Annotated in this window: 19 protein-coding genes; 9 read left to right on the top strand and 10 right to left on the bottom strand. The window is 73.2% G+C overall.

Annotated features, from left to right (window positions below; translation table 11 throughout):
* Positions 1–15: 15 nt before the first annotated feature.
* Positions 16–384: an iron-sulfur cluster insertion protein ErpA gene (gene erpA / locus J5X75_RS13305; protein ID WP_183226029.1), complete on the bottom strand. Its 369-nt coding sequence runs from the start codon at positions 382–384 to the stop codon at positions 16–18.
* An 88-nt stretch (positions 385–472) separates the two neighbouring features.
* Entirely contained in the window at positions 473–1,579 is a 1,107-nt protein-coding gene (locus J5X75_RS13300) for a glycerate kinase family protein (protein ID WP_208467653.1), read from the bottom strand.
* 60 nt (positions 1,580–1,639) lie between these two features.
* Between J5X75_RS13300 and nadA the strand changes: the two genes are divergently transcribed.
* The 3 genes from nadA (at position 1,640) to J5X75_RS13285 (ending at position 5,062) form a co-directional block, all read left to right on the top strand.
* On the top strand, positions 1,640–2,818 hold the full coding sequence (gene nadA / locus J5X75_RS13295; protein WP_208467652.1) for a quinolinate synthase NadA: 1,179 nt from the start codon (positions 1,640–1,642) through the stop codon (positions 2,816–2,818).
* Between the two features lie 206 nt (positions 2,819–3,024).
* Complete coding sequence (murA, locus tag J5X75_RS13290) at positions 3,025–4,380, top strand: UDP-N-acetylglucosamine 1-carboxyvinyltransferase (protein ID WP_208467651.1); 1,356 nt, start codon at positions 3,025–3,027, stop codon at positions 4,378–4,380.
* Between the two features lie 67 nt (positions 4,381–4,447).
* Positions 4,448–5,062, top strand: coding sequence for a DUF3043 domain-containing protein (locus J5X75_RS13285; protein WP_208467650.1), 615 nt, complete (start codon positions 4,448–4,450; stop codon positions 5,060–5,062).
* A 333-nt stretch (positions 5,063–5,395) separates the two neighbouring features.
* Here J5X75_RS13285 and J5X75_RS13280 read toward each other — a convergent pair whose 3' ends face one another.
* Both J5X75_RS13280 and J5X75_RS13275 read right to left on the bottom strand, forming a co-directional pair.
* Positions 5,396–5,704 carry an AzlD domain-containing protein gene (locus J5X75_RS13280; protein WP_208467649.1) on the bottom strand — a complete coding sequence of 103 codons (309 nt, stop codon included), beginning with the start codon at positions 5,702–5,704 and terminating at the stop codon, positions 5,396–5,398.
* Positions 5,705–6,353: 649 nt separating this feature from the next.
* Positions 6,354–7,061 (bottom strand): AzlC family ABC transporter permease, encoded by a 708-nt coding sequence (locus J5X75_RS13275; protein ID WP_208467648.1) that lies wholly within the window; start codon positions 7,059–7,061, stop codon positions 6,354–6,356.
* A gap of 65 nt (positions 7,062–7,126) precedes the next feature.
* On the opposite strand from J5X75_RS13275, the gene J5X75_RS13270 reads away from it, so the two are divergent.
* Complete coding sequence (locus J5X75_RS13270) at positions 7,127–7,684, top strand: helix-turn-helix domain-containing protein (protein WP_208467647.1); 558 nt, start codon at positions 7,127–7,129, stop codon at positions 7,682–7,684.
* Here J5X75_RS13270 and J5X75_RS13265 read toward each other — a convergent pair.
* The 3 genes from J5X75_RS13265 to J5X75_RS13255 are packed head-to-tail and all read right to left on the bottom strand — an operon-like array spanning position 7,668 to position 10,277.
* Positions 7,668–8,627 carry an ABC transporter ATP-binding protein gene (locus J5X75_RS13265; RefSeq protein WP_208467646.1) on the bottom strand — a complete coding sequence of 320 codons (960 nt, stop codon included), beginning with the start codon at positions 8,625–8,627 and terminating at the stop codon, positions 7,668–7,670. The genes J5X75_RS13270 and J5X75_RS13265 overlap by 17 nt on opposite strands.
* Positions 8,624–9,424, bottom strand: a complete 801-nt coding sequence (locus tag J5X75_RS13260) for an ABC transporter permease (protein WP_208467645.1) — start codon at positions 9,422–9,424, stop codon at positions 8,624–8,626. The genes J5X75_RS13265 and J5X75_RS13260 overlap by 4 nt, the downstream gene beginning before the upstream one ends.
* Positions 9,417–10,277: an ABC transporter permease gene (locus J5X75_RS13255; protein ID WP_208467644.1), complete on the bottom strand. Its 861-nt coding sequence runs from the start codon at positions 10,275–10,277 to the stop codon at positions 9,417–9,419. Before J5X75_RS13255 ends, J5X75_RS13260 begins: the two co-directional genes overlap by 8 nt.
* Before the next feature lie 1,582 nt (positions 10,278–11,859).
* Between J5X75_RS13255 and J5X75_RS45430 the strand changes: the two genes are divergently transcribed.
* Entirely contained in the window at positions 11,860–16,467 is a 4,608-nt protein-coding gene (locus J5X75_RS45430; protein ID WP_208467643.1) for a WG repeat-containing protein, read from the top strand.
* Positions 16,468–16,483: 16 nt separating this feature from the next.
* Positions 16,484–17,482, top strand: coding sequence for an aldo/keto reductase family protein (locus J5X75_RS13245; protein WP_208467642.1), 999 nt, complete (start codon positions 16,484–16,486; stop codon positions 17,480–17,482).
* Here J5X75_RS13245 and J5X75_RS13240 read toward each other — a convergent pair.
* Together J5X75_RS13240 and J5X75_RS13235 are read right to left on the bottom strand one after the other, a co-directional pair.
* Positions 17,479–18,306, bottom strand: a complete 828-nt coding sequence (locus J5X75_RS13240; RefSeq protein ID WP_208467641.1) for a site-2 protease family protein — start codon at positions 18,304–18,306, stop codon at positions 17,479–17,481. The genes J5X75_RS13245 and J5X75_RS13240 overlap by 4 nt on opposite strands.
* Position 18,307: 1 nt before the next feature.
* Positions 18,308–18,505 carry a hypothetical protein gene (locus tag J5X75_RS13235; protein ID WP_208467640.1) on the bottom strand — a complete coding sequence of 66 codons (198 nt, stop codon included), beginning with the start codon at positions 18,503–18,505 and terminating at the stop codon, positions 18,308–18,310.
* A gap of 84 nt (positions 18,506–18,589) precedes the next feature.
* Between J5X75_RS13235 and J5X75_RS13230 the strand changes: the two genes are divergently transcribed.
* The gene (locus J5X75_RS13230) at positions 18,590–20,443 is read left to right on the top strand and encodes a bifunctional adenosylcobinamide kinase/adenosylcobinamide-phosphate guanylyltransferase (RefSeq protein ID WP_208467639.1); all 1,854 of its coding nucleotides are present in this window, start codon (positions 18,590–18,592) and stop codon (positions 20,441–20,443) included.
* Positions 20,373–21,176, top strand: coding sequence for an adenosylcobinamide-GDP ribazoletransferase (locus tag J5X75_RS13225; RefSeq protein ID WP_208467638.1), 804 nt, complete (start codon positions 20,373–20,375; stop codon positions 21,174–21,176). Before J5X75_RS13230 ends, J5X75_RS13225 begins: the two co-directional genes overlap by 71 nt.
* Positions 21,177–21,536: 360 nt before the next feature.
* Here J5X75_RS13225 and gcvT read toward each other — a convergent pair whose 3' ends face one another.
* On the bottom strand, positions 21,537–22,628 hold the full coding sequence (gene gcvT / locus J5X75_RS13220) for a glycine cleavage system aminomethyltransferase GcvT (protein ID WP_208467637.1): 1,092 nt from the start codon (positions 22,626–22,628) through the stop codon (positions 21,537–21,539).
* 120 nt (positions 22,629–22,748) lie between these two features.
* Here gcvT and J5X75_RS13215 point away from each other — a divergent pair, with 120 nt between their 5' ends.
* Positions 22,749–24,284, top strand: a complete 1,536-nt coding sequence (locus J5X75_RS13215; RefSeq protein WP_208467636.1) for a leucyl aminopeptidase — start codon at positions 22,749–22,751, stop codon at positions 24,282–24,284.
* Positions 24,285–24,292 lie beyond the last annotated feature (8 nt).

Genomic DNA, 24,292 nt, shown 5'->3' with positions numbered 1-24,292 from the left:
TGTTCAAAGGTTGTCTCAGTGGAACGAGTCACCACAGGCGCAGGAGTTCTGCGCGTTCGGGTTGTCGATGGTGAAACCCTGAGCGTCGATCCGGTCGGCGAAGTCGATGGTCGCGCCCGCGAGGTACGGAGCGCTCATCCGGTCCACCACGACCTCGACGCCGTCGAAGTCGCTGACGACGTCACCGTCGAGCGAGCGCTCGTCGAAGAAGAGCTGGTAGCGCAGGCCGGAGCAGCCACCGGGCTGTACGGCGATGCGCAGGCGCAGGTCGTCGCGCCCCTCCTGCTCGATCAGGGCCTTGACCTTCACCGCGGCGACGTCGGTGAGGATGACGCCGGTCGGGGCGGTCGCCTCGGTCGACTCGGTGTGCGCTTCAGTGGTCACTAGGTATCTCCCTGCCAGGTGCGGTCATGTGCCGTACCAGGCAACGCTAACCCCAATCCCCCGGATTCCCAATCCGGGGCCGATCAGATCACCTGCTCCACTGCCCGGCCAGGCGGCCCGCGAGTTCCCGCAGGCCACGGGCCGGTTCGGTGAGAGCCGTCTCGACGTCGCCGAAATGCTCCACCAGGGTGTGCGTCTCGGTGACCCCGGCGGCCGCGGCCTCCCGCTGCCCGGTCTCGTTGCGGCCGGCCAGCACCACGCACGGCAGGCCCCGGTCGCGGGCCCCGGCGGCGATCCCGGCGACCACCTTGCCGCGCAGCGACTGGTGGTCGAAGGAACCCTCGCCGGTGATCACCAGGTCGGCGGCGTCCAGTTCGCGATCCAGGCCGATCAGGTTCGTGACCAGGTTGATGCCGGAGGTGACCGTGCCGCCGAGGGCGATCAGCGCGGCGCCCAGACCGCCGGCCGCGCCGCCGCCCGGGCGGGTGGCCAGGTCCTCGATCCCGAACGCCTTCTCCAGCACACCGGCGAAGTGCTCCAGGGCGGCGTCCAGGCGCAGCACGTCCTCCCGGCCGGCGCCCTTCTGCGGGCCGAAGACGTTGCTGGCGCCGTGTAGGCCGGTCAGCGGGTTGTCCACGTCGGTGGCGGCGACCAGGCGCACCTGCCGCAGCCGGGGGACACCGCCCAGGGCGGCCGCGGTGATCAGCGGGATCCCGCCGTACGGCAGGGCCTGGCCGGCGGCGTCGACCGGGGCGGCGCCCAGCGCGGCCAGCATGCCGGCGCCGGCGTCGTTGACCGCGGAGCCGCCCAGTCCGACGACCACCTCGGCCGCTCCGGTCTCGACGGCGGCGGCCAGCAGCAGGCCCAGGCCGTACGAGGTGGTCACCCGGGGGTCGCGTTCGGCGGCGGTGAGCAGGTGCAGGCCGCAGGCCTGGGCACTCTCCACGTAGGCGACGCCGTTCGCGTACAGGATCTCGCCCCGGGCCGGGCGGCCGAGCGGGTCGACGGTGTCCACCGGGATCCGCCGGCCGTCCAGCGCGGCGGCCAGGACCTCGACGAATCCGGGGCCGCCGTCGGCGAGCGGCCGTTGCACGAGGACGTCACCCGGGACGGACCAGCCGTCGGCGACGGCTTGGGCGACTTCGGGGGCGGAAAGGGTACCGGCGAACTTGTCCGGACAGATCAGTACGCGCACATCGCGAGTGTGGCAGCACACCCTCCGGGGCGCAGCTACCGTCTCATCCGCTGTGCGAACATGGCTGGCGTGACGTCGACCTGGACCGAACCCGCGAACACCCCTGTGGCTCTGCTCCTGCTCGGGCGGGGCACCGACCCGGCCAGCGAGCGGGGCGTGGACTGCCCCGGCGAGCTGCCCGCCCCGAGCGACCCGGACCTGGTGGCCCGGGCCGAGGCGGCGAAGGCGGCGCTCGGCGACCGGGTGTTCGTGCTGGGGCATCACTACCAGCGCGACGAGGTGATCCGGTTCGCCGATGTGACGGGCGACTCGTTCAAGCTGGCCCAGCAGGCGGCGGCCCGTCCCGAGGCGGAGTTCATCGTCTTCTGCGGCGTGCACTTCATGGCCGAGAGCGCGGACATCCTGACCAAGCCGTCGCAGCGGGTCATCCTGCCCGACCTCGCGGCCGGCTGCTCGATGGCCGACATGGCGGTGCTCGGCCAGGTCGAGACGGCGTGGGAGCACTTCGAGGACCTCGGCATCGCCGGTGACATCGTCCCGGTGACGTACATGAACTCGTCCGCCGACATCAAGGGGTTCGTCGGCCGCAACAACGGCGTGGTGTGCACGTCGTCGAACGCGAAGCGGGCCCTGACCTGGTCGTTCGAGCAGGGGTCGAAGGTGTTCTTCCTGCCCGACCAGCACCTGGGCCGCAACACCGCCGTGCTGGAGATGGGTTTCGATCTGGACGACTGCGTCCTCTACGACCCGCACAAGCCGCAGGGCGGCCTGACCGCCGAGCAGCTGCGCAACGCCCGGATGATCCTGTGGCGGGGGCACTGCTCGGTGCACGGCCGGTTCACCCTGGACAGCGTCCGTGAGGTGCGGGAGCGGGTGCCGGGCGTCAACGTCCTGGTGCACCCGGAGTGCCGCCACGACGTGGTCCGGGCGGCCGACCACGTGGGCTCCACGGAGTACATCATCAAGGCTCTGGAGGCGGCCGAGCCCGGTTCGGCCTGGGCGGTCGGCACCGAGCTGAACCTGGTCCGCCGTCTCGCGCTGGCCCACCCGGACAAACAGATCATGTTCCTCGACCGGACGGTCTGCTACTGCTCCACCATGAACCGGATCGATCTCCCCCACCTGGTGTGGGCGCTGGAGGAACTGGTCGCCGGACGGGTGCCGAACGTCATCACGGTGGACGAAAAGACCGCCCATGAGGCCCGGATCGCCCTCGACCAGATGCTCGCCTTGCCATAACTCTCCGTAGCCGATTGAATCCACCCGCACGGTGGATTCTCTTGGCGCGCCTCATCCATCAGCATTTAACGGCGTTTCACGCATCGCCACGGCTGCCGTGGTTGTCACTCAGCGCTATGCTTCCCCGGTTGCAGAATCGGGTACCCCCGCCCGCGCTCTGCTTACTCGATCATCGGGCGCGACACGCCCGCCGGCTGGAGGTTACGTTGACCGAAGATGTCCTGGTCGTGCACGGTGGCACGCCGCTGCAGGGGCAGATCCGGGTTCGTGGCGCCAAGAACCTCGTCTCCAAGGCCATGGTGGCCGCCCTGCTGGGCGAGTCCCCGAGCCGCCTCTTCGACGTACCGCGGATCCGCGACGTCGAGGTGGTCAGCGGGCTGCTCGAGCTGCACGGCGTGAAGGTCTCCGCCGGAGCCGAGGACGGCGAACTGGTGATGGACCCCACCAACGTGGAGAGCGCCAGCACCGATGAGATCAACGTCCACGCCGGCTCCAGCCGGATCCCGATCCTGCTGTGCGGGCCGCTGCTGCACCGCCTCGGTCACGCGTTCATCCCGGACCTGGGCGGCTGCCACATCGGCCCGCGCCCGATCGACTTCCACATCGGGGCGCTGCGCGAGTTCGGCGCGGTCGTCGACAAGACCCCCGAGGGCATGCACCTGAGCGCCCCGAACGGTCTGCACGGCGCCAAGCTGGAGCTGCCCTACCCGAGCGTCGGCGCCACCGAGCAGGTGCTGCTCACTGCGGTCCGCGCCGAGGGCGTCACCGAGCTGCGCAACGCCGCGATCGAGCCGGAGATCATCGACCTGATCTGCATCCTGCAGAAGATGGGCGCGATCATCAAAGTGCACACCGACCGGGTCATCGAGATCCAGGGTGTGCCCCGGCTGTACGGCTACGAGCACAAGCCGATCCCGGACCGGATCGAGGCGGCCAGCTGGGCCGCGGCGGCGCTCGCCACCCGTGGCGAGATCGAGGTCCTCGGCGCCCGCCAGCAGGACATGATGACGTTCCTGAACGTCTACCGCTCGATCGGCGGCGAGCTGAAGATCACCGACGACCGGGTGGCCCGCGCGGGCGTGGCCGGCTCCGAGGGCGGCATCAAATTCTGGCACCCGGGCGGCGAGCTGAAGGCCGTCGCGCTGGAGACCGACGTGCACCCCGGCTTCATGACCGACTGGCAGCAGCCGCTGGTGGTGGCGCTGACCCAGGCCCGGGGCATCTCGATCATGCACGAGACGGTGTACGAGCAGCGGCTCGGCTACACCGAGGCGCTGAACTCGATGGGCGCCACCATCCAGGTCTACCGGGACTGCCTGGGTGGCACCCCGTGCCGGTTCGGCCGCCGCAACTTCATGCACTCCGCGGTGATCGCCGGCCCGTCCAAGCTGCACGCCGCCGATCTGCGCATCCCCGACCTGCGGGCCGGGTTCGCGCACCTGATCGCGGCACTGGCCGCCGAGGGCACCTCGCGGGTCTACGGCGTCAACCTGATCAAGCGCGGCTACGAGGACTTCGAAGCCAAGCTGGCCGCTCTCGGCGCCCACGTCGAGCGGCTCTGAGCCGCGAGTTCGTCACGATCAACGGCGCGGTGTGCGACACACCGCGCCGTTTGGCTACGCTTCCTACGTGCCGCTGTTTCGCCGTAAGCCAGCCGATGCCGACGCCTCCCCCGCCGGGCAGGAGGTGGTCGCCGCCGAGCCGCGACCCAAGGGCTACACGCCCAGCAAGAAGGAGCTCGGGGTGGTCACGCCGAAGCGGGCCGCCCAGGGCCGCCGCGTGCAGGACCCGGCGCCCGCCAGCCGCAAAGAGGCGTACAAGCAGATGCGCGAACGGCAGCGGGCCGAGCGCGCCGAGGCCGCCGAGGGCATGCGCAACGGCGACGAGCGCTACCTGCTCGCCCGGGATCGCGGCCCCGAGCGTTCGCTGGTCCGCGACATCGTCGACTCACGGCGTACCGTCGGGTCGTTCTTCATCGCCGGCGCGGTGGTCGTGCTGATCGGCTCGTCGATCAACATCCGGGCGGTCTACCTGGCCAGCAACGTGCTCTGGGCCGGTCTGGCGCTGGCCGTCTTCGTCGACAGCGTCCTCATCGCCCGCCGGATCAAGAAGCAGGTCCGGGCGCGTTTCCCGCAGACCACGCAGAAGCTGGGCGGCCTCTACTTCTACGGGATCATGCGCGGCCTGACCTTCCGGCGGATGCGCGTGCCGAAGCCGAAGGTCCAACTCGGCGCGACCGTCTGACGTCCCGCACGCGACGCGGAGACCACCCGGTCTCCGCGTTCGTCTTTTTCGACCCTTTCCGGTACGGGCATGGCCGCCCCCATCGAGAACCGGCCGTTCCGCCGGTTCGGCGCGAGCCGCTGCCGGGTCACGCCGGTGCCGCGCCCGCCGGGCTGTGCTGCCCACTCACCCACCCCGCTGCCGGATCACGCCAGTGCCGCGCCCGCCGGGCCGTGCTGCCCACTCACCCACCCCGCTGCCGAATCACGCCAGTGCCGCGCCCACCGGGCCGTGCTGCCCACTCACCCGCCCGGCTCGGGGAAGGCTCTCGGCCAGGCGCGGGACGACGGTGCCCTACTCGACGCCGGCCAGGCGCAGCAGGGCAGTGACGGCGGCGGCCGCCACGACGACCACCACGAACGGCGCTTTCCGCCAGGCCAGCAGACCGCCGACCAGGACCCCGGCCGGGCGGGCGAATCCGGCGAACTCGCTACCCGCCATCAGCGCGGCCGTCCCGGCCAGGGCGGCCAGCAGCGCGGCGGCCGACATCGGCAGCAGCCGTTGCAGGGGCTCGGACAGTTCCAGGCGATCGCGCAGCACCACGCCGCTGAGGCGGATCGCATAGGTCCCGACCGCGAGCACCACGATCGCGGTGATCAACATAGCTCCTCCAAGATCATGTTCAGCCGGCTCTCAGGGCTCTCGCACGCGGCCCGCAACAGCGCCGAGAACCAGTCGGGGTTGGTGGCTGGCCGCCAGCACTGTTCCGCGCGCCCGAAGAGAGCACTGGCAGCCAGCCGAGGCAGGTGAGCGGCTGGCTGTCGGCGCTGTCTCGCTGGGCCGAGACAGCGCGGGGAGCCAGCTGAGGTTGGTGGCTGTCGGGGAGGGCGCGGGGCTGAGGCGGCGGTGAGGGCCGGGTGCGGTTGGTGACTGTCGGGGAGAGTGCGGGGCTGAGGCGGCGGTGAGGGCCGGGTGCGGTTGGTGACTGTCCGGGAGAGTGCGGGGCTGAGGCAGCGGTGAGGGCCGGCTGAGGTTGGTGACTGTCGGGGAGAGTGCGGGGCTGAGGCGGCGGTGAGGGCCGGCTGAGGTTGGTGACTGTCGGGGAGAGTGCGGGGCTGAGGCGGCGGTGAGGGCCCGCTGAGGTTGGTGACTGTCGGGGAGAGTGCGGGGCTGAGGCGGCGGTGAGGGCCCGCTGAGGTTGGTGACTGTCGGGGAGGGCGCGGGGCTGAGGCGGCGGTGAGGGCCCGCTGAGGTTGGTGACTGTCGGGGAGGGCGCGGGGCTGAGGCGGCGGTGAGGGCCGGGTGAGGGGTGTCAAGGGTGCTCGGTGCGGGTGGAGACGGCGCTGGGAGTGGGCCGGGTGGGTGGGCGGCGGAACAGGACGAGCAGGCCGAGCAGCGCGCACAGGACCGGCAGGCCGGCCGGGAGCACCGGGGTGAGCAGCACCGCGACGGCCGCGCCGGCGATCGCCACGAGGCGGGTGTCGCGGTCCCGTAGCGAGGGCAGGATCAGCGCGATCAGGCCGGCCGGGAAGGCGGCGTCCAGGCCGAGAGCGTTCGGGTCGCCGGTGGCGCCGCCGAGCAGGACACCGAGCACGACCCCGGTGTTCCAGACCACGAACAGGGTGGCCCCGACCAGCCAGTAGATCCGGCGGCGGGCCTGTGGGGTGGATTCGGCCAGGGCGAAGGCGACGGTCTCGTCGGTCATGATGTGCGCGCCGACCAGCCGGTCGCGCCAGCGGGTGCCGAGCACGTCGGCGACGGCCAGGCCGAACGGCAGGTGCCGGGCGTTGAGCAGCAGGCCGGCCAGGACGGCGGCGACCGGGTTGCCGGCGGCCAGCAGGCCGACGGCGAGGAACTGGGAGCCACCGGCGAAGATCAGCACCGACATGACGACCGGAACCCAGGCGGGTAGCCCGTACGCGATCGTGATGGCGCCGAAGGACGCGCCCACCGCGAGCGTGGCCGCGGCCAGAGCGCCGATGTCCCGGAGCCGCGCCCGCGTTCGATATAACGTACCCATAGTTCGAAATAGTGAACGAGCCGCGAGCGTTCGTCAAACCGAACGATGAGACCGATGGAGCGAACATGCAGCAGCCGGCACCCCCGCTCGCCCTCATCGCGGCGAACCTGCGCCGGGAACGCGACCGGGCCGGGATCTCCCTGGCCGAGCTGGCCCGGCGAGCCGGGCTGGCCAAGTCCACGCTGTCCCAACTGGAGGCCGGTTCCGGAAATCCGAGCATCGAGACGCTGTGGGCGCTGGGAGTGGCGCTCGGCGTCCCGTTCAGCCGGCTGATCGAACCGCCGGCCTCACCGGTACGGGTCGTCCGGGCCGGCGAGGGCCCCCGGGTGCGCTCCGACAATGCCGACTTCTACGGCACCCTGCTCGCCACCGGCGCGCCGAACGCACGGCGCGACATCTACGTCCTGGAGCTCGAGCCGGGCGCCCGGCGCGACGCCGAGCCGCACATCCCGGGCAGCGTCGAACACATCGTGGTGTCCGCCGGGCGGATCCGGGTCGGCCCGGTCGCCGAACTGGTCGAGGTCGGACCCGGTGACTACGTGACCTTCCCGGGCGACGTGCCGCACAGCTACGAGGCGCTGGAGCCGAACTCCTGGGCCATCCTCGTCATGGAGCATCGGTAGCCGAGTAGAGACGGGCGACCACGTCCTCGATGTCCGGCTCCAGCAGGGACAGATCCCGGACGTCGACCGCCGCGACCAGACCGGCCACCGCGGCGCCGGCCGTCGACGACTCCAGGACGAAGGTGACCCGGTGACCGTTCGCGGTCACCCCCGCCAGCTTCGTGCCGGGCAGCTCGAACCCGTCCGGCAGCGGCTCGGCCAGGTCGGCGACGATGCTGCGGCGGGACCCGTACCGCTCGTGCAGGGCCTCGATGCTGCCGTCGTGCACCACCCGGCCGTGATCGATCACCACGAGACGCTCGCAGAGCCGCTCGATGTCGGCCAGGTCGTGCGTGGTCAGCACCAGCGTCACGTCACCGGACCCGCCCAGCTCGGCCAGGAACGAGCGGACCGCCTGCTTGCTCACCACGTCAAGGCCGATCGTCGGCTCATCGAGGAACAGCACCTCCGGACCGTGCAGCAGGGCCGCGGTCAGCTCGCCCCGCATCCGCTGGCCCAGCGACAACTGGCGGACCGGGGTGTCCAGGAACGCGTCCAGGTCGAGCAGCGACCGGCAGCGGCGCAGCCGGGCCGCGTGCTCGGCGGCCGGCACCCGGTAGATGTGCCGCAGCAGCCGGAACGACTCACGCAACGGCAGATCCCACCAGAGCTGCGACCGCTGACCGAACACCACGCCGATCCGCAGCGCCAGCCGGGTCCGCTGCGGCACCGGGGTCAGGCCGCACACCGACACGTGGCCCGAGGACGGGGTCAGCACGCCGGTGAGCATCTTCAGGGTCGTCGACTTGCCGGCGCCGTTCGGTCCGATGTAGCCGACCATCTCGCCACGGCCGATACTCAGGGACACTCCGTCCACGGCGGAGACGGTCCGTTTCGCCCTTCGGAGGCGGCCGGCTTTCACCCGTACAGTGAAATCTTTGCGAAGCTCGCGCATCTCGATCATGATCCGGTGCTCCGGTAGTGACGGATTCCGGCGCGCCAGACGCCGGCGGCGAAAGCCGCCGCGGCGAACGCGACCAGCGGGGAGAGGAAGCCGGACCAGGCCGGCAGACCGAGCGGATCGGGCACGCCGAGTAACGCCAGCGCCGGCTGATAGGCCACGAAGGCGAACCCCAGGGCGTACGCGAAAAGGCCGCGGAACCAACCGCCGAAGACCGACATCGGGTACGAGGTGAAGTCCCGCCCGCCGTAGGTGAACGCCGCACCCACCTCGCCCGAATCCACCCACCAGAACGCCAGGCTCGCGCTCGACACGAAGATCGACCCGAAGAAGACCGCCGCCGCGACCGGGGCCACCACCAGCAGCAACGCCCGGGCCGGTGTCCAGTCGATGTCGTTGGCGGCGACCGCCAGGACCAGCACCGTGAACCCGAACACCACCCGCAGCGCCTTGCGGACCGGCAGATCCATGAGCAGCAGCTGGGGCAGCGCGCCCAGCGGCCGGACCAGCACGGCGTCCAGCGTCCCGGCCCGGACCAGCGACTTGAGGTGGTCCACGTTCCCCACCGTGAAATCGGCCAGCGTGAACCCGGCCGCACTCAAACCGGCGATCAACATGGCCTCGGCCAGCGAGAATCCGCCGAGCGCCGGAGTGGCCCGGAACAGCACCAGCACGGTGAGCACATCGAAGACCGTGGCGCCCATGTTGCCGAACAGCTCGATCAGGAACGACGTACGGTACGCGGTCGCCGACCGGATCTGCGCCGCCCCGAGAGCGGCATAGGCACGCAGCTCACCCACCCTGCACCACCAGCCGCCGTTCGGCCCGCCGCTGCACCAGCGCGCCCAGCGCCAGGATCAGCACCGCCCACACCACCTGCAACGCCACCAGCCCGGCCTGCAACGCCGGGCCGTCCCGCTCCGCGATCACGTCGAGCGGCGTCTGCAACAGGCTGGGCAGCGGCGTCGCCACCCACAGCGCCACCGTCAACTCGGCCGGCAGCAGCCGCAACGGGAAGTAGAGCCCGCCGAGCACACCGGCGCCCAGCGTCCACAGGGTGATCGGCCCGCGGGCGTCCTGCAGCCAGTAGGCCGTCGCGTTCACCACGAACCGGCAGCCGAAACAGATCACCACGGCCAGCACCACCGACACCGCGAACAGCGGCACCGTCTGCCACCGGGACGGCGTGTGCAGCGGAAAGAAGACCGCCCCCGCGAGCAGCGGCGGAACGAACCGGGTGAGCATCCCGTGCAGCGCCCGGCCCAGATCGGCGGCGAGGAAACCGGTCAGCGGGGGCACCGGACGTAACAGGTCGGCCGCGATGTCGCCGCTGCGGATCCGGTCGGCCAGCTCCGTCCAGCCCCAGAGGCCGATGACAGCGAGTAAACCCTGGCCCACCCAGACATAGGTGGCGAGTTGCTCGGCGGTGTACCCGGCGGGACGCTGCCCGGCGGCGGTCGCGGCCACCGCGAGCAGTACGTAACAGCGGAGGAAGCCGAACACGATGTTGGTGAACGTTCCGGCTATGGTGGCTTGCCGGTAGGTCGCGTACCGCCGGAAACCCGACCCGATCAGCGCACCGAAAGTAGCAATGGAGGCGCGGAACGGACCTATTCGAGAGATCGTCGGCACGCTGGCGTCTCGCTGGTCCACGCCGTTAATCTCCTCTCGAAACCCCCACGACGAGCCGGGTGACTCTACGCAGGTCCTCGGCCGGACGCGGCCCTTTTTCTTGACAGGTGGAGTTCGCCGTGACGGAGCGTTGCCATTCGACGGGTCACCCGCTGGGCGCCCGATGAACGGCTGGAGCTCCCGGCCGAGCGCCGACGGCTGGGATGACGAACCCGCCTGGGTCTACGAGATCACCTGGGAGTGGGAACCTCTGCCCGGCCAGCGCTACCCCGGCGACCCGGGACGCCGCAAGGCCGTGCACACGCCCGTCTACGAGGCGTCCCGCGGCGGTTCCGGTCCGGCCAGCTCGGCGCCGGTCAGCGGTGCGGGCCGCGGCCGCGCATCGGTCACCCCCCGATCCGAGGACCCGCGCCCGGCCGCGCCCACGGCCCCGCGCGATGAGCCCTCCTGGAACCGGCCCATCCACATGCACGATCGCGTCGACCAGGGGCGCGGTCCCGCCGCGCCGGGCGGCCCCGATCAGCGGCGCGGGGCGGCGCCGGTCTACGGCCGTGCGCCCGGCGCCGGCCCGGCCCCTTCCGGCGCTCCCGGCGGCCCCGGCGGCCCTGGCGCTCCCGGCGGCCCCGGCGGTCCTGGCGCTCCCGGGGGCCCCGGCGGTCCTGGCGCTCCCGGCGGTCCTGGCGGCCGCGGCGGTTTCGGTGGCCCCGGCCATTCCGGCGCGCCCGGCCGGCCCTCGGTCCCGGTGAATCCCGGGCATCCGATGCCGGCCGCGCCGGTCTCCCCCGGGCGGGCGCCGGCTGCCCGTGGTCCGCAGCAGCCCGCGCCGTCCGACGCGCCCGGCGGCAGCGGATGGGCCCGCGGGCCGCAACAGCCCGGCGGTTACGGCAACCGCCCGGTGTCCCCGGCCGCGTCCCAGCGCGCTCCCTTCCACCCCGGCCAGGCGCCGCAGGGTGCCCACAACGTTTCGGGACAGCCCGGCGGCCCGGCCGCGCACGGCATTCCGGTCTCGCCGGGTGGCCCCGGCCAGCACGGTGGGCCTGTTCCGCCCCTTGGGGCCGGCCAGCACGGTGGGCCCGTCCCGCCCGGTGGCCCCGGCCAGCACGGCGGGCCTGTTCCACCCGGTGGCCCCGGCCAGCACGGCGGGCCTGTTCCACCCGGTGGCCCCGGCCAGCACGGTGGGCCCGGTTCGCGCGGTTCCGCGTCTCCGGGTGGCGCGGCGCCTCGTGGTGGCCCGCACTCGTTCGCCGGTCCGTCCTCTTCGGGCGGCCCGTCCTCTTCGGGCGGCCCGATGCCGCAGGGGCGGCCCGTAGCCGCGGGCGGCCCCGGCCCCCAGGGGCGCCCGGGTGCCCCCGGTCATGGTGGTTCCATTCCGCCCGGGCACGGCGGGCCCGTCGTGGCCGGTCGTGGTGGCGAGGTCCCGCCGGGGCAGCACGGTCCGCACTCCGGCGGCCCGGCGCCGTCCGGTTCGGGTGGACCCGGGCAGCTCGAGCACCCCGGACGTCCCGGTGGGCCGGTCGCGCCGGCCGCCCGCCATGCGCCCGGTCCGGTACGACCGGACCAGGAGCCGGGTCACCCGGGCCGTCGCCCGTCGCCCGAGCAGATCGTGCCCGCGCGGAGCGGTGAGGCCCGCCCGGTCTCCCCGGCCGGTCCGTCCTACGGCGCCGCTCGCCCGGTGCCCGCCGAGACGTTCCCGGCATACGCCGACGAGCGCCGGTCACCGCGACCCGGCCGTACCCCGGAGGCGCCGTTCGACCTCCGCCCCGCGCCGCAGGACCGGAACTCGCCGGCTCCGTCGCGCCCGGCTCCTCAACCGACCCGGGTCACCCCGGCGTCCGCGGTGCCTCCGGCCGCCGTCTATCCGACGGTTCCCGGCCAGACGCCCGGGCTCTCGGTACCCACCGGTCCCGGCGGGGTCGCACCCGCCTCCGGGCCGGTGGCACCCGCCTCCGGGCCGGTCGCACCGTTCGGTCCGGACAGCCGCACCGGCATGCCCGGGCACACCGCACCGGCCGCGCCCGTCGTCCCCGGATCGCCCACCACGCCCGGCGGCGTCGCGCCGGTCTCCGGGCCGGTGGCGTTCCAGGCCGGCGCGCCGGTCGCCGGTGCCGCACCCGGTGTGTCGTTCCCGGCTACCCGGGAAGACGCACAGCAGGGGCAGGACCCGACCCGGCCGCTCGACCCACGGCGTTCGGGCCGGGCTCCCGACACGGCCGGACACCACGATCCCGGATCGCATCCCGAGGATCCGACCCGGCCGTTCGACCCGCGGCGAACCGGAGCCGAAGGATTCGGGCCGGGTGCGGACCGCACTCAGGCCATCGACCCTCGGGCGCTGGCCCCGTTCGCGGCACCGGGTCAGGCGCCGAAGCCGGAAGAGCACACCGCCGTCGCGGGTCCCCGGCACGGCGGGGACGAGACCCAGGCCCCCGTCGGCCGTCATGGCGTGAGCGCCGACCCGCGGCACGCGGCGGTCGCACCGTCCGAGGACGTCGCCCAGGCCGTGGAAGCACCGACGGCACGGCCGTTCGCAACAGATTCGGCGGTCCAGCCGGCGTCCAGCGCGCCGTTCGCCACCGAACCGGCTGCCCCGCCGTCGACCGGCGCACCGTCCGCGGCCGAACCGTCGACCGGCGGGCCGGGCGCGGCCTCCCCGGTGACCGGCGTGCCGTTCGCGACCGACCCGTCGACCGGCGGGCCAGGCACGGCCTCCCCGGTGACCGGCGTGCCGTTCGCGACCGACCCGTCGACCGGCGGGCCAGGCACGGCCTCCCCGGTGACCGGCGTGCCGTTCGTAGCCGAGCCGTCGGCCGGTGGCCCGAGCGGGGCCGAGGCGTCCGGAGAGGAATCGGAGACGCACGGTCTCGGCTGGTTGCTGTCGATGAGTGGGCTCGGGGCCACCACGCCGGTTCCTGACGCTGAACCCGCTGTCGTGGCCGAGGAGGTGCCCGACACCCCTCAGCCGCTGGGCTGGTTCGCTCCTGGCGAGCTCGACGACGACACCCGACGGGAAGAGGCGGAGAGCACGGCCGCCGAAGCGGAAGGCGTCCCCGCCGGGGACGGCGAAGCGCTGCGCGACGTCGACGACTCGGCGGCCGAAGCCGGCGACGAGCCGCAGCGGCTCTACGCCGACTACCTCACCGACGTGGAGGAACCAGCAGAGGCTGACCTCTCCGTCGATGCCGAATCCATCGACGAAGCGGACGGCTCGGGCGAGCATGCCGACGTGGCGGGTTCCGCCGATCCGGGGGAGCCCTTCCCGACGGATGAGCCCGCCGGGGCCGACGAGTCCGCTTCGCAGACCGATGCCACCGCTCGCCCGGATGCCGCCGTGGCCCAGGACGACGCTGCCGAACAGGCGGCGGTGACCTCGGTTCCTGCCGCACGGGAAACCGATGCCACCGCTCACCCGGAAGCCGCCGTGGCCCAGGACGACGCTGCCGAACAGGCGGCGGTGACCTCGGTTCCTGCCGCACGGGAAACGGACGCCACCGCTCGCCCGGAAGCCGCCGTGGCCCAGGACGACGCTGCCGAACAGGCGGCGGGGGCCTCGGTTCCTGCCGCACGGGAAACGGACGCCACCGCTCATTCGGAAGCCACTGTGGCCCAGGACGACGCTGCCGAACAGGCGGCGGTGACCTCCGTTTCTGCCGCACGGGAACATGACGACGCCGGGCCGGAGGGCTTCGCTGGCGAGGAGACGCCGTCACCCGCGGAGGAGGGGCTTCTTCCTGACGGCCCCGGGCCTGAGAGCGCCGTCTCTCACGGTGGTGTGGAGGAGATCTCCACGGAGACCACGGTGGACGCCTCGGAGGCGGTGCGCGACGAGAACGCCGCGCGCGACGTCGAGGTTTCGCACGGCGATTCCGAGCAGGTCACGACGACGGTGGTGCCGTCCTCCGAGGATCTGCCCCCGGTGGTCTCCTACCTGCTCGCGGGAAGCGCCGACGAACGCACTGACGAGTCCACGGAAGAGCCTCACGAGACGGGCGACGCACCGGCGGGGCAGCCGACCGAGTCCGTCCCGGCCGTAGACAGCGCCTCACCGGTCGACGAGTCCGTTTTGCCGGAGACCGAGGGTGCCGTCAGCGAGGCCCCGGGTGTGGACGAGAGCCCGGAGACCGACGACGCCGTCAGCGACGCCTTGGGCGTGCAAGAAGGCCCGGAGACCGACGACGCCGTCAGCCAGGCCCCGGGCATGCAAGAAAGCCCGGAGACCGACGACGCCATCAGCCAGGCCCCGGACGTGGACGAGAGCCCGGAGACCTACGACGCCGTCAGCGACGCCTTGGCTGTGCAAGAGAGCCCGGAGACCGAGGGTGCCGTCAGCGACGCCCCGGGTGTGGAGGAGAGCGAGGCTCCGGACGAGCCGGACGTCGTCACCGAGACCGGCGCGACGTTCGACGGTGACGCGATGGAGGACTCGGACGTTCTGGGAGAGGGTCCTTCCGGTGTCGTGTCTTCCGCGACCGGTGACAGCCCGGAGGTCGATGAGGCCGGGCCTTCGGCCGATGTGGAGGAGGTGGGGCATTTCTCCGAGGCGGAGGAGGCCAGGCCCTCTTCGGCGGCGGGGAACGCGGCTGACGGCGGGAATCCCGACGATGCCGAGGGTGAGCCGGGGACGACCCACGAGGGCGACCCGGCCACGGCGGCCGTGGACGACGGTCCCCGGCAGGACGAGGCCGAGGGCGACGAGCCCGGCACGGTGGCCGCGGCTGTGGAGGCTCCCGAGGGTGACGCCACGGTGGGGGACGAGCCGGATTCGGGTGCTCACGTCGTACCGCTGAATGGGGTGACGCCGGCGGACGAGGAAGCCGGTGGCGCGGCAGCCGACGGCGTGGCGGAGAGGTCGCGGGAAGCGCCGCCGGAGGCCCGGACCGAGCCGGTACGGCAGCGGCGTGACCAGCGTGCCCCGGCCGACCGGCGGCGGGCCGATCCGGAGCAGATCCTGGCGTCGTACACGTGGGAGTTCGATCCGCGGACGCTGCGCGAGCAGGTGGACGAGCCGGACCGGCTGTGGGATCTGGTGGACCGGCTGACCGACCGGCTGGAGTACGCGGAACGGGACAACGTGCGCGCCGGGCTGCTCGGGCTGCGTGCCGTGGTGTCGCGGGTGCTCGGTGAGCTGGACGACGCTCTCGCCGACGGACGGGAGGCGGTGCGGCACGCGGAGGCCAGCGGTGAGCTGCGGCCGGTGTCGATCGCGCAGGCGCGGCTGGCGCACGTGTTGCAGTGGCGGGGCGAGTTCGCCGAGGCGGACCGGCTGTTCGCGCAGGCCGATTCGCCGGAGTTGCCGGGGCGGATCCGGGCGGAGATCAGTGAGCTGGCCGGGCGGTCGGCGTTCGAGCAGGGGCGCTATCTGGAGGCGGTGAACCACTTCGAGCGGGCGCTGAACGTGCGCCGGAGTGACGATCCGGAGCTGGTGGAGCGGGTCGAGCTGGCGCTGGACGCGATCACCCGGCGGACCGGGGACGGGTGGGGTCCCTACCCGCGGACCCGGGACGAGCTGCTGGGTCTGCCGGAGGCGCCGATGCCGCTGCTCGACGACGGGGCCGGGCTGTGGGGTTACGCGGCCGCCGTGGAACCCCGGTACGCCGAGGCGCAGCCGTTCGCCGAGGGTGTCGCCTGGGTGCGCCGCCCGGACTCGCACGCCTGGGAGCTGATCGACTCGGGCGGTGAGCTGGTGATCCCGGCCGCGCACGGCTATCTGGCGGTCGGCCGGTTCGCCGATGGCCTGGCCTGGGTGACCCGGGGTGACACGACCGGCTGGTTCGCGATCGACCGGCAGAACCGGCTGGTGGTGGCGCCGGCCGGGTTCGAGGACGCGCGGCCGTTCCGGGGTGGGCTGGCGGCGGTCCGGCAGGGTGGCCTCTGGGGTGCGGTGGACCGGCACGGGCGGATCGCGGTGCGGCCGCGGTTCCGGCGGTTCGCGACGGTGCTGCACGTGGGCGGGCCGGTGGACGGGTTCACCGACGAGGGCCTGGCCGTGGTGGACGCCGGCGAGCGGCTCGGGGTGCTCGACCGGACCGGGCAGCTGGTGGTGGCGGCGGTGCACGCGGCCGTGGTGATCCATCCGTCGGCGTTCCTGGTGCGCAACGCGGCGGGGCTGTGGGGCGCGCTGGACCGGGAGGGCGAGCCGCTGGTGGACGTCGGGCACCGGGATCCGGAGTCGGTGGTGGAGCTGCTGCCGGACGAGGTGCGGCCCGTTCTGTAGGGGATACGGTCGGGGGATGGAATTCCGTCATCTCGGCCGTTCCGGCCTGCTGGTCAGCGAAATCGCCTACGGCAACTGGATCACCCACGGCTCACAGGTCGAGGAGGAGGCCGCCGCCGCGTGCGTGCGGGCGGCCCTCGACTGCGGCATCACCACGTTCGACACCGCGGACGTCTACGCCGGGACCCGGGCCGAGGAGGTGCTGGGCCGGGCGCTGAAGGGTGAGCGCCGGGAGGGTCTGGAGATCTTCACGAAGGTGTTCTGGCGGACCGGGCCGGGCCGGAACGACAGCGGCCTGTCCCGCAAGCACATCCTGGAGTCGATCGACGGCTCGCTGCGCCGGCTCGGCACCGATTACGTCGATCTCTACCAGGCCCATCGGTACGACCACCACACGCCGCTCGACGAGACCATGGAGGCGTTCGCCGACGTGGTACGCCAGGGCAAGGCGCACTACATCGGGGTGTCCGAGTGGACCGCCGAGCAGATCCGGGCCGCCGCGCCGCTCGCCCGTGAGCTGCGGATCCGTCTCGTGTCGAACCAGCCGCAGTACTCGATGCTGTGGCGGGTGATCGAGGCCGAGGTGGTGCCGGCGTCGCGGGAGCTGGGGCTCGGGCAGATCGTCTGGTCGCCGCTGGCGCAGGGGGTGCTGACCGGGAAGTACCGGGCCGGGGAGCAGCCGCCGGCCGGGTCGCGGGCCACCGACGAGAAGTCCGGCGCCGGGTTCATCGCCCGCTGGCTGGAGGACGACGTGCTGAACGCGGTGGCCCGGCTGAGGCCGCTCGCCGAGGAGGCGGGGCTGACGACGGCGCAGCTGGCGGTGGCGTGGGTGCTCCAGAACCCGAACGTCTCGGCGGCGATCATCGGCGCGTCCCGGCCCGAGCAGGTCCGGGACAACGTCAAGGCGTCCGGGGTCCGGCTGGACGACGGCCTGCTGAAGGCGATCGACGAGATCGTGGAGCCGGTCGTGACCCGCGACCCGTCGCTCACCTCCAGCCCGGCCGAGCGCCCCTAGTCACTCCAGAATCGGAGCAGATCGAAGCCGTAGGCGTAGAGCCAGGTGGGCACGCTGATCAGCTCGGCGATCCCGTTGACGATGGTGAAGAACCAGTCGCCGACCTGTGTCTGCCAGAGCAGCAGGAACAGGATGAGGAAGCCCCAGGGCGCGACCAGGTTCCACGCCCGCTGGTAGGCCGGGCTGAACCACGGGGCGATGATGTTGCCCCCGTCCAGGCCCGGCACCGGCAGGAGGTTCAGCACGCTCGCGGTCACCTGGAGGAAGGCCAGCAGGGCCAGCGCGGCCCAGAACTCCAGGTGCTCGGCGGAGCCGGACACCGTGTAGCGGCCGGTCACGTCCTGGGTCAGCTCCGGCGCCAGCCCGGCCAGGAACGGCACCGCCACCACCAGCCCGAGCGCCACGTTGACGAGCGGGCCGGCCGCGCTGATCAGTGACGCCTTGGCCCGGCTGCGGATGTGCTGGTGGTCGATCCAGACGGCGCCGCCGGGCAGGCCGATGCCGCCGAGGATCACCACGACCAGCGGCAGCACGATGGACAGCAGCGGATGCGTGTACTTCAGCGGGTTGAGCTTCAGGTAGCCGCGGTCGGCGACGGTCAGGTCACCGGAGAAGTAGCCGGTCACGGCGTGCGCGTACTCGTGCAGGCAGAGTGAGATCAGCCAGCCGGAGAGGACGAACAGGAAGACGTCGATCCCGACGTTGCCGAACCGGGTCCAGGTCATCACGCCGCTGACCACGAAGATCGCGACGATGCCGACGAAGACCGGACTCGGTATGAAGGCGCTGCGCGGTGTACGGGCGTACACCGGTTCGTAGGTCACGTCAGTCCGCCGGCTGAAGGCTCATCTGATAGTCGACCCGGTCGTCCTCGACCAGCGTGACCGTGCTGACCCCGGCGGACTGGAGGGCCCGCCACTCCTGCCCGATCCAGGACTCGGCGTCCGCCTGGCTGCTGAACGTCTCGGCCGGACCCTCGACCGGCTTACCGTCGACGTCCTCGTACCGCCAACTCCACGGCATTGAGCCGCCCCCTCACGTCGCGTGACTCGCTGGGCCTCCACCCTACGGCGTCCGCGCGTGGGTCTCGGCTCTAAGGTACGGAGCATGTCCGAAGATCGGTGGAACACGGTTCTGGTGCTCGGCGGAATCCGCTCCGGCAAATCGGGGTTCGCCGAATCGCTCGTCTCCTCGGCGCCGTCGGTACGGTACGTGGCCACCGCGGTCGGCGGTGAGGACGATCCGGAGTGGCGCGCACGCATCGAAGCTCATCAGCGTCGGCGGCCGCAGTCCTGGACGACCGAGGAGACCGGCGGCGACCCGGCCCGGCTCACCGAGCTGATCGCGCAGGCCGGTCCCGACGAGACGCTGCTCGTCGACGACCTGGGCGGCTGGGTGGCCGCGGTGCTCGACCCGGCCCGGCAGCCCAAGGACGACGAGGCCGACGTGGCGGCGCTCGCCGAGGCGGTGCGCGGCGCGGTGGCGCGGGTGGTGCTGGTCAGCCCGGAGGTCGGGTTGTCGCTGGTGCCGGTGACGCCGGTCGGGCGGGCGTTCGCGGACGCGCTGGGCACCACCAACCAGGCGCTGGCCGCGGTCTGTGACGGGGTGGCGCTGGTGGTGGCCGGTCAGCCGACCTGGATTCGCAACGGCCCCCTGGCCCCCGTCGAGACCCCCGCCGAGACCCCCGCCGAAGCCCCGACCGTGGTCTCCCGGCCGGTGCCGGTCACCACCCCGGTCATCGCCACTCCCCCGCCGCCGGCCACCGTGGTCGAGCCGGCCGTGGCCGCCGAGCCGAAGCCGGACCCCACCGCCGCGCTGAGCGGGTCCACCATGACGCTGCCGCTGGTCGCGTCCGGGCTCACCGAGATCAAGCCCGGCATGGACCTGCCGCTGCCCAGCAGCGACTCCGGCCCCGACGCGCGGGACCGCCTGGCCACCATCGACCTGCCCGGCGGTGGGCTGGGCGCGCTCGGCGAGGCGGTCGAGTTCGCGGCGGCCACGCAGAGCACGGTCGTCCCGCGGACGTGGGGTGGCGTACGGGTCGTGGTGATCGCGGGCCGGCACACCGGTGGCGCGGTCGCCGGGGTGGACGCCGCCGACGTGGAGCGCCGGGTCGCCGAGGCCGAGGCCGGAACGGGTCTGCTGGGCCGGCTGGCCGGGCAGGCCGGCGCCGACATCGCGGTGCTGCGCACGGCCGAGACCGGCGCCATGGAGGACGGCCCGGCCGCGAGCGAGGAGGCGGTCGAGGCCGCGCTGCGCGACGGCTGGCAACTGGCCGACGGCGCCGCCGACGCGGGCCGGGACGCGATCCTGCTGGCCGGGATCGGCGCCGGGACGGAGGCGGCGGCGACCGCGGTGCTGGCCGCCACGACCGGGGCCGAGCCGGTCGCGACCCTGCCCCGGGTGCTGCTGCCGGGCGGCCGTTTCGACGACGCCGCGTGGATGATGCGCTGCGCCGCGATCCGGGACGCGCTGCACCGGATCCGGCAGGAGCCGCGCGGGGCCACCGACATCCTGCGCCAGATCGGCGGCCTGGACGTGGCCGTCGCCACCGGTGTGCTGCTCGGTGCGGCGGCCCGCCGGATCCCGGTGCTGCTGGACGGTCCGCTGGGCATCGCGGCCGGGCTGGTGGCGCGGGATCTGGCCAGCCAGACCCGGCACTGGTGCCTGCTGCCCGAGGCGGGCACGCTCGCGCTGGTGAAGCAGGGCGCCGACGTACTGGGGCTGACCCCGGTGCTCCAGGTGGGCCTCGACCTGGGTGAGGGGGCCAATGCTCTGGCGGTGCTGCCGCTGATCCGTACGGCGGTGGGCCTGGCCTCGGCGTCCCCGGTGCATCCGGCCCTGCTGGACGAGGTCGGCGACGACGGCCTGGACGAACTCTCCGACGACGATGACGACCTCACCGAGTTCGCCGAGCCGGAGCCGCACGGGCCGGGGCCGGCCACCACCGCGAGTGCTTGACGGGGTACGGCTGGCGGTCACCACGCTGACCGTGCTGCCGGTGCGGGCCGGCCGGGTGGACCGGTCCGCGGCGGCGGTGGCGATGGCGGTGGCGCCGGCCGTGGGCGCGCTGCTCGGGCTGATCCTGGCCGGCGTGCACGAGGGTCTGCGGGCGCTGGGGTCGCCGGCGCTGGTCGCGGCCGGGGTCACGGTGGCGGCGGGTGCGCTGCTCAGCCGGGGGCTGCATCTGGACGGGCTGGCGGACACGATCGACGCGCTCGGGTCGTACCGGTCCGGCCCCGCCGCCCTAGAAATCATGAAAAAGCCGGACATCGGCCCGTTCGGGGTGGCGGCGATCGCCGCGACGCTGCTGATCCAGACCGGGGCGCTGACCGCGGCCGGCCCGTGGGCCGTGGTGACCGCCTGGGCGACCGGGCGTCTCGCGGTGACCGTCGCCTGCCGCCGCGGTGTGCCCGCCGCCCGCCCGGAAGGGCTCGGCGCGCTGGTCGCCTCCAGCGTCCCGCTGCCGGCGGTGCTGGTCTCCGCGGCCTGCGTCGCGGGTCTCGCGCTTGCCGCCGTGCCGGGCCGTCCGTGGCAGGGCCCGGCCGCCGTCGCCGTCGCGATGTCAGCGGTGGTCCTTCTCCTCCATCACACGGTACGGCGATTCGGCGGCATCACCGGCGACGTCCTGGGCGCGGCCGTGGAGTGCGCGGTGACGGCGACACTGGTGGTCGTCACCCTCGCTCTCGCCTGACCCCCCGCCGTCCCGCCGCCCCCCGCCGTCCCGCCGCCCCCGACCTCCGACGCCCCCGCCGTCCCGACGCTCCGACGCCCCCGCCGTCCCGATGTCCCCGACCTCCCGACGCCCCGCCGTCCCGACGCTCCGACGCCCCCGTCGTCCCGATGTCCCGACGCCCCGACGTCCTCGCCGCGATCTTGGACGCCGGACCACCCCATCCGGTGGCAAAACGTCCAAGGTCGCGGGAGGGCCAGCGATGACCACAAGGGGGCCAGCGATCTTGAACGTTGGACCACCGGATGCGGTGGCAAAACGTCCAAGATCGCGGGTAAGAGGGCGGGAGGGGCCGGAAGGCCGGAAGGCCGGAAGGCGGGGTCAGCGCACCTGCGGGGTGACGAACGGGGGCTTCGTCAGGCGGGCCTCGGTGCGGCGGCCGCGGATGTCGATCTCGACCAGGTCGCCGTCGGCCAGGGCGGGTTCGGTGTCGATCAGGGCCAGGGCGATGCCGGTCTTCCTGGTCGGGGAGAAGGTGCCGCTGGTGGTCTCGCCGACGAGCTTGTCCCCGGCGTACACCTGCATGTGACCACGGGGAATGCCGCGGCCGGTGAGCTCGAGCCCGCGCAGCCGGCGCCGGGGACCGGCGGCCTTCTCGGCGGTGAGGGCGTCGCGGCCCCAGAACGCCGGCTTGGACCAGCCGACCGCCCAGCCGGCGCCGGCCTGCACCGGGCTGATGTCGAGGCTCAGATCCTGGCCGTGCAGCGGGTAACCCATCTCGGTGCGCAGCGTGTCGCGGGCGCCGAGGCCGCACGGGCGGACCCCGGCGGCGATCACCGCGTCCCAGACGGCGGGCGCGCCGTCCCACGGTACGACCAGCTCGTAGCCGTGCTCGCCGGTGTACCCGGTACGGCAGACGACCAGCTCACCCCCGGCGAAGGCGGCCGTGGCGAACGACATGTAGCCGTGGTCGGCGGGCAGTCCCAGCTCACCGAGGACGTCGGCGGAGCGGGGGCCCTGGACGGCCAGGACGGCGTAGGACCGGTGCTCGCCGGTCACCGTGACGCCGTCCGGGGCGGCCGCGGCGAGGCGGCGGACCACCTCGGCGGTGTTGGCCGCGTTCGGGATGAGGAAGACGTGGTCGTCGTCGTACAGGTAGGCGATCAGGTCGTCGACCACGCCGCCGGTCTCGTCGCAGCAGAGCGTGTACTGCGCCTTGCCGGGGGCGATCCGGCCGAGGTCGTTGGTGAGGCACGCGTCGACGAAGGCGGCCGCTCCGGGCCCACGGACGGTGGCCTTGCCGAGGTGCGACACGTCGAACACGCCGGCCGACTCGCGGACCGCCGCGTGCTCCTTCAGGACGCCTCCTCCGGCGTACTCCAGAGGCATGTCCCAACCGCCGAAGGCGGCGAACTTCGCGCCGAGGGCGACATGGCGTGCATGCAGGGGAGACTGAAGAAGCTCGGCAGACATGAGACTCAACTTACCGGTGACCTTGGGCCGGTTTAGAGTCGCTGGGACAACACCGCTTTCCCAATAGCCGGGAGCGCGCCTACCGGCGCCGTACCGGCCCCGACGTCCCGGAGTGTCCGAGTGACCCAGCCCACCCTCAGCCTGGTCGACACCGACCCGGCCGAATCGGCGGTCGATGCCATCGTCATCGGCCTGCACAGCCAGCCCGACGAGGACGGCAGCCTGTTGCCGGCCGCCGGCGCCGAGAGCATCGCCGCGGCCTTCGACGGCAAGCTGATCTCGACGCTGGCTCTGCTCGGCGCGACCGGCGCCCCCGGCGAGGTGACCAAACTGGCCACCCTCGGCACGATCGCCGCGCCGCTGCTGGTGGCGGTGGGCCTCGGCACCGAGCCGGACGGTCCGGCGCCCGACCTGGAGACGCTGCGCCGGGGCGCCGGCGCGGCGGTCCGCGCGCTGGCCGGCAGCAACACCGTGGTGCTGGCCCTGCCGGTGCCGGACGACGCGGGCGCCACGCCGGTGCTGCGCGCCACGCTGGAGGGGGCGCTGCTCGGCGGCTACCGCTTCGCGGGGTACAAGTCGAAGCCGGCGAAGGGCCGCCGTGACCCGGTGGCCGAGCTGCGCCTGCAGGTGCCGGACGCGTCCGACGAGGCGGCGGCGGCCGAGCTGCGCCGGGCCGGGATCGTCGCCCGGGCGGTGCGCCTGACCCGGGACTGGGTGAACACCCCGCCGAACGCGCTGCGCCCGGCGGACCTCGCCGACCAGGTGGCGGCGGCCGCGACCGAGGCCGGGCTGGAGGTCGAGGTGCTCGACTTCGAGCAGCTCAAGGCCGGCGGGTACGGCGGCATCGTGGCGGTCGGCCAGGGTTCCGAGGCGCCGCCGCGGCTGGTGAAGCTGACCTACACGCCGTCCGGGGTGACCGACCCGAAGCGGATCGCGCTCGTCGGCAAGGGCATCACCTTCGACACCGGTGGGGTGAGCATCAAGCCGGCCGCCGGCATGTGGGAGATGAAGTCGGACATGGCGGGCGCCGCCGCGGTGGCCGCCACGCTGATCGCGGTGGCCGAGCTCGAGCCGGGTGTGGCGGTCTCCGGGTACCTGGCGATCGCGGAGAACATGCCGTCCGGGTCGGCGTACCGGCCGGGCGACGTGGTCACCATGTTCAACGGCAAGCGGGTCGAGGTGTTCAACACCGACGCCGAGGGCCGGATGGTGCTGGGCGACGCGATGGCCCGGGCCTGCGCGGACGGCACCGACTACCTGTTCGAGACCTCGACGCTGACCGGCGGCCAGGTGATCGCGCTGGGCAAGCGGATCTCCGGGCTGATGGGCTCGGACGAGGCGACCCGGCTGGTCGAGGCGGCCGGCACCACGGTCGGCGAGCCGGCCTGGCGGATGCCGCTGCCGGACGACGTGCGCAAGGGCATGGAGTCGGAGATCGCCGACATCTGCCAGACCAACGCCAGCCTGGACCGGGCCGGGCACATGCTCCAGGGCGGCGTCTTCCTGCGGGAGTTCGTCACCGAGGGCGTCGAGTGGGCGCACATCGACATCGCGGGCCCCAGCTACCACACCGGTGAGGCGAACGGTTACTGGACCAAGGGCGGGACGGGCGTGCCGGTCCGCACGCTGCTCCAGGTGATCGACGACCTCGCCTGACGACGGCC

Source organism: Actinoplanes flavus, assembly GCF_017592555.1.
Classification (GTDB): Bacteria; Actinomycetota; Actinomycetes; order Mycobacteriales; family Micromonosporaceae; genus Actinoplanes; species Actinoplanes flavus.
The sequence above is the reverse complement of the archived record's forward strand: the minus strand, read 5'-3'. Positions and strand labels throughout refer to the sequence as shown.